General features: G+C 31.3%; 5 protein-coding genes. All 5 read right to left on the bottom strand.

The features are described from left to right. Window positions 1-937, bottom strand: a 937-nt coding sequence (locus tag B6S12_RS08330) for a cache domain-containing protein (RefSeq protein WP_220083647.1), incomplete at its 3' end; no start/stop codon positions are given. 303 nt (window positions 938-1,240) lie between these two features. Next, window positions 1,241-2,230, bottom strand: a complete 990-nt coding sequence (gene tilS / locus B6S12_RS08325; RefSeq protein ID WP_111230337.1) for a tRNA lysidine(34) synthetase TilS — start codon at window positions 2,228-2,230, stop codon at window positions 1,241-1,243. Beyond that, window positions 2,217-3,554: a 30S ribosomal protein S12 methylthiotransferase RimO gene (gene rimO / locus B6S12_RS08320; protein ID WP_111230336.1), complete on the bottom strand. Its 1,338-nt coding sequence runs from the start codon at window positions 3,552-3,554 to the stop codon at window positions 2,217-2,219. Before rimO ends, tilS begins: the two co-directional genes overlap by 14 nt. Before the next feature lie 14 nt (window positions 3,555-3,568). Then, a complete protein-coding gene (ruvA, locus tag B6S12_RS08315; protein ID WP_111230335.1) occupies window positions 3,569-4,147 on the bottom strand; it encodes a Holliday junction branch migration protein RuvA in 579 nt (192 codons plus the stop codon). A 1-nt stretch (window position 4,148) separates the two neighbouring features. Beyond that, a complete protein-coding gene (locus B6S12_RS08310; protein WP_111230334.1) occupies window positions 4,149-5,951 on the bottom strand; it encodes a flagellar assembly protein A in 1,803 nt (600 codons plus the stop codon). Window positions 5,952-6,000 lie beyond the last annotated feature (49 nt).

Genomic DNA, 6,000 nt, shown 5'->3' with positions numbered 1-6,000 from the left:
TAATAGGCTTAGGAGCATTTTTGCTTTCATGGTTTAGGTAGGAGAAGAAACCTGATAAGCCATTTTGGATAGAGGAGAGGGGTTTTAAAGCAATTGTAATGACAATCTTAATAAGCACAAGAGAAGCAATCACAGCAATAATCCCTCCGATTGCCTGCAGCATCAAAACATCATTTACCGCTTCTGTGAAAACACTTTCTTTTGTAATAGAACAAACCCTAAAATTTGCATTCAATTTATCACACATAATGGCATAAGATGTGTTTTGTTCATCTTTGACATAAAAAATTGTATCAATACTATCTTCATTTAATAATTCTGGTTTTTCTTTCAAAGTTGCTGCAATACCCTGACTTAGAGCATTTTTACTAAGAATTCTTTTAATATCTTCATGCAACAAGATAGTGCCATCTGGAGAATAAACGCCCACATAAGAATTATCTGTATGTCCTAGTGCTAAAACATCTCTAGAAAATCTAGCCAAATCATAATCCCCACCTACAACACCTATAAATTGACCATTTCTAATAATTGGCATTGCATAAGTTACTCCTACATTTCCACTGCTTGCAGATTTATAGGGCTCTGTAATAATAAAATCTTGAGCTGCCTTCGCTTCTTTATACCAAGGGCGATTTCTTGTATCGTAGTTTTGTGCCATACCCAAAATTTCGCCATCAGATTGGTAATTCAAACCACTATCTTCAAGTCCTACATAAACAAGTTCAAAGTCATCTGCTTTTGCAAATGCTTCTACTAAAAACATCAATTCTTCTTCTGTAATATTAGGCTTTTTTGCAATTTCTTCGGCCAAAACTTTAATAGTTTGCCCCTTGCCCATTTCATAGCTTTTAAAAGTTTGTGCTACATCCACCATAGCTTTTCTTTGAAGTTCTTGGAGCATTCCATAAGTATTAGTTTTGGATTCAAAAACCAACCATACTAATCACTATCAAAATAAGGGTAATTAACGAACCCAGCCATAGCATTAGTTTTAATGACATACCTACAAATTTTTCTTGAGTTTTTTGCTTCATACTTTCTCCTTCCTTGTTGTATTTACATTAAATTAACCCAATTAAAACATAGAAATTTATTGCAAATAGCAATACAATATAATTAAATATTGCAAAACAATGCAATACTGTAGCCTGTAAAGTGAATTCTGTATTTTATAAAAAGAGAAATTAAAATTTTATTAACATAAACTTAAATATATTTTTAATATGGTTTATTTTATTTAAGTTAAAGGTAGCTTCAAAACCCTATGAAATACCCTAAATCTCTTAGGTATCTTGGCTTTTCTAAAAAATTCTTTTTCATTTTTTGAAAGAATGATTTTATCCCTTAAATTAGGGAATACATAAAGCTTATTATTGCTTTTTTCTATCACAATTTTATCACCAAAAACACAAGAAAATTCTTCCTTTTTTAATAAGTTTTGTAACTGAAATTTTTGTCTTTTTGAAAGTAAATAATCCAGATTTTTACTAGCTTTATCCAATAAAATCAAATCATTTTTGCCACTCTCAAAACAAAAATATCCACCCAAGTTTTCTAGTTCTTCTTCTGCCCTATTCTTAGCCAAAAGCCTTAAACTAAAGGAAATACCGCTATGAAACTCTTCTAAAAATTTTTGAGTAAAATTCTTTCTAAAATAGTTTCTTTTGTAAAACAAATAATTATTGCTGAAATCTTCAAAATAAAAACTTGTATTTTTTTCTAAGTATTTTATAAGATTAGATTTTTTTATATAAAGCAAAGGACGCACAATATAATAATTTTTATCTTGATAATTTCTTTTAGTTAAACTTGGAATAAGTGTGTTTAAAACATCTGTTCCTTTAGCAAACTGCATCATAAACCATTCTAATAAATCATCTAATTGGTGTGCTAAAATGAGGTTTTTATACCCATATTCTCTAATAAGCGTATTAAAAAAATCATAACGCATTTTTCTAGCATTTGCTTCAAAATTTTGTTCTATTTTTGGTGCTTCATAAACAAAACATTTTTTATTATCAAAAAAGGCTAATTGCCTAGCACGAGAAATTTCTAGGCTTGATTGTTTTCTTATTTTATAATCTACAATGGCTATATCAAAACTAATTTTTGCTTCTTTTAAAAGATAATAAAGTGCAGTAGAATCCACTCCACAAGAGAGAGCAAGAAGATTTTTTTCTCCCCTTAGAAGTTGCAAATGCTCTAAGGGAAAATTATAATTTTCCAATCACACAACCCACAGGATTTTCTCCTGCAATTTGAGTGATTTTCACTCTATAATAACCTGTCTGCAACTCTTCATCAATCTCCTTATCATTAATCAGTATTTCTCCATCAATCTGTGGAGCAAAGCGAATATCTCTTGCACTAAAGAAAAATTCATGTTCTTGTGATTTTCCTTCAATAATCACATCTATTTCTTGATGTAGAAGATTTTTTAACCCCTCTTTATATTGTTTGCTAAAAATTGTGTCAATCTTTTTTAATCTTGCTTTTATAAGCTTAGGTTCAATCTGCTCCATGCTTGCACTTTTTGTCCCCTCCTCACTTGAAAATGCAAAGAGATTCATTCTATCAAAACGGTATTCTTCTATAAAATCACAAAGCTCTTGAAAATCTTCTTCTTCCTCGCCTGGATGCCCTATAATAAAACTCGTTCTTAAAAAAGCATTAGGAGCTTTTTGCATTTGTTTTAAAAGTTCTTTATACTTTGTGCTTCTATTCATTGCCTTTAAAACTTTACTAGAAGCATGCTGGAGTGGCATATCAAAATAATTAACAAATACAGGAGAATTAATAATAGCTTCTATCAACTCTTTAGAAGTGGTTGAAGGATAAAGATATAAAATCCTAGCACTTCTTATCTCCAATCCTTCATAATAAAGCTTATCAATCTCTTCAATAAGCCTAACAAGTCCATCTTTTATACCTAAATCCATCATATAAGAACTTGTATCTTGAGAGATGAAGCTAAAATCTCTAAACCCCTCTTTAACTAAATTTTTTAACTCTTTTAGACTAGATTCCAAAGTGCGTGAATGCAATTTACCCTTAAAAGATGGAATAGCACAGAAGCTACATTTTTGGTTACAACCTTCTGATAGCTTAATGTAAGCATGAATGCTAGAACCACTGATTATTCTTTTATTCTCTTCTGTGGCTAAAAAGACACCCTTATGCACTCCTGCATCTATTGTCTTTCCACTTCTTTTGCGCTCTTCTAACATTAAATCAATCTTATCATAATCTCCAACACCTGTGATAATATCAATTTCTGGAATTTCTTCTCTTAATTCTTTAGCATAACGCTCACTTAAACACCCACTTGCTACTAAAATAGAATCCTTTCTCTTATTCTCTAATGCTTTTAAAATTTCTTGCACGCTTTCTTGCTTGGCAGCCTCAATAAAACCACAAGTATTGATAATAATTACATCTGCTTCTTCCAAATTTTGTGTATTCTCATAATCTTTTAATCTTCCTAGCATTACTTCGCTATCCACAAGATTTTTTGTGCAACCCAAAGAAATTAAATGCAGTTTTTTGTCCATATTCTTCCTATAAATTATAAAGTTTGTATTTTTTTAAGTGCAGCCCTTACCATAGCACCCACCTCATCACTCTCTATGCCCTTAATGGCTTTTTGTATCACATCATTTTTATAACCTAAAGACTCTAGTGCTAAAACTACTTGATGAAGGTTAGAATCTTCTTTAACAGTTTTAGAATCTTGTGTAAGCTCTAGTGACCAACCTGAAATTTCTACCAAAATTCTCCCTGCACTTTTAGGGCCAATCCCTGGAACCCTTTGCATAGATTTTATATCGTTGTTTTCTATAACTTGTGCGAAAGTTTGCGGACTATAAGTAGAGAGAATTGCCATAGCCACCTTTGGCCCTACACCATTAATTTTAATAAGACGCACAAAAAGCTGTCTTTCTATATTATCCAAAAATCCAAAAAGTTGCCATGCATCTTCACGGATAATATGCGTAATTAATAAATTTGCATTTTCTCCTACTTTTTGGCTTAAGTTTTGGCTAGTTTGCAAGGATACAAACACTTCATAAACCACGCCAGCACATTTAATGCCTAATCTTGTTGGCTCTTTAAAAACTATTTCGCCTTCTAATCCTATAATCATTTTATTCCTCTATCATTTCTAATTTATCTTCTTTTTTATTAAAAACTATTTTCGTCCCATCGCCAAATTTAGGTATTATACTTAATTCAAGCTTGGGAGAGTGCAAAACATAACGCACTTCATTATAACCCACCCAACCACTTTGCACTTCTATGGTGGCTTCTTTAGTTTGCAAATCTAGCTTTGCAAGTTTATCTTTAGCTTCCTTAAAAGCCACACTAAGTGCGTTAATTTTTTGGCGTTTTTCTTTTAAAGAAGTAATAAGCTTATGGTAGGCTTCAAAATTATCTAGCAAATATTTTGGAGGAATGGTTTTTGTATTTTTATAATGAATGAGAATTTTTCTATTTTCATCTGCAATACTTTTTTGTTTTCTAGCTTCTAGACTTTGGACTTTTAATTCTTTAGTTAGCCTTATAGCCTCTTTAATGCTTTTATTTTTAGTCTCCAAAAGAGTATTATAATTTTCTTTAGCATCTGGGCTGTAATTAGCACTGATAAAAAATTTATTCTCTCCTTTATCCATAGAATGCACCACTATCTTGTAAGTCGCACAAAAAATTGCATGAGAATGCAAATAATGCACAATAATTTCATCTGCATAGATTTTGCCCCCATACATTTTATTCACTTCCACCCTATTTCCTTCAATAATGCCTGTCTCTAAAGTATCTATCCTAATATTTTTGCCTTTAGCATAGCCTTTGTGGTTTTGGATAGAAATCGTATCCGCATAGATTTTAGAATCTTGATGGGTTTGTCCGCCAACATTTACTTCTTTTGCGTGGATAATAGCATCTGCCCCGACATTTCCTTCAATATTCACACAAGAGGCTTGTATCTTCATACCTCTCCCTATGGCTTCTTTTAACTGATCGCTTTCTGTTACATTAATAGTAGTTCCACTATTGATTTGACCAATTAGCGATCCTGTTGTTTTTGCACTAATCTCACGCGTTTCTAATGTATCTTGGATCAGCAAATACTCATCTTCATAATGCAAAATTCCGCCCTTACTTGCTACATATTCAATAAGTAATTCGCTCTCTTTTGCAAAAACAGATTGTTTATCATACTGTAAAGAACTCACTTCATTAATACTTTTAGGTTCTTGTGGAATAATATACTCTCCCCTAATATTTCTCCCTGGTTTTCCTATCATAGGCTTATGAAAAACACAAATCACTTCATTAGGCAAAATAGTTTGGAAATGGTGCATTAAAATTTGCTTTTTAAACTCTAGTTTTGCTTCTTTTGTGGGGATAAAATTAATAGCCACATTAAGCCTATACGCCACTTCTTCTTTTAAAGGGTAATTAAGCTCTTTTAAAAAGGCTTTTAAAGCTTTTTTCTCTTCTACTTCATTATAGATTAAAATTTTATTCCATGCTTTTTGCTTTTTGATTTGAGAATAAAGCTCATCAAAGCTCTCTTCATTATAAACAAAACCTATTTGAAAATACAAAGTAGAATAAGAATATTCTTTATCTGTCTTTAAAAAAAAGCGATGTTCCCTCTTCTCCTTTTTTCTAATAACAATTCCATAACATTGCTTAATGATTAAATTAGGTTCTACAAGATTATCTCTCCTGCTTAAGAAAACTTCTGCTTGTGCTGGATTTAGCGAAGAAAACTCATAATCATAAACTTTTTTAGTATATGTAAGAATGGATTGCAAATCAAAATCTAACAAATCCATATCAATCTTATATTGAGAAGCAACCTGCTTTAATGTTACCTTAATATCTTCACACTCATTGACATAGCTAGAGTGGATTAAAATTCCTCCATTCTCTTTTAACATATTCTAAAACCTTTTATGCAAAAATAAGATATATAATTTTACCAAAACT

The organism is Helicobacter valdiviensis (assembly GCF_003245365.1).
Classification (GTDB): Bacteria; Campylobacterota; Campylobacteria; order Campylobacterales; family Helicobacteraceae; genus Helicobacter_D; species Helicobacter_D valdiviensis.
This window is presented reverse-complemented; position numbering and strand designations above follow the sequence as displayed.

What these genes read in the sequence shown, in the direction of transcription:
- rimO (WP_111230336.1), bottom strand. Translation starts at nt 3,554, where the DNA reads ATGGACAAAAAACTGCATTTAATTTCTTTGGGTTGCACAAAAAATCTT.
- B6S12_RS08310 (WP_111230334.1), bottom strand. Translation starts at nt 5,951, where the DNA reads ATGTTAAAAGAGAATGGAGGAATTTTAATCCACTCTAGCTATGTCAAT.
- ruvA (WP_111230335.1), bottom strand. Translation starts at nt 4,147, where the DNA reads ATGATTATAGGATTAGAAGGCGAAATAGTTTTTAAAGAGCCAACAAGA.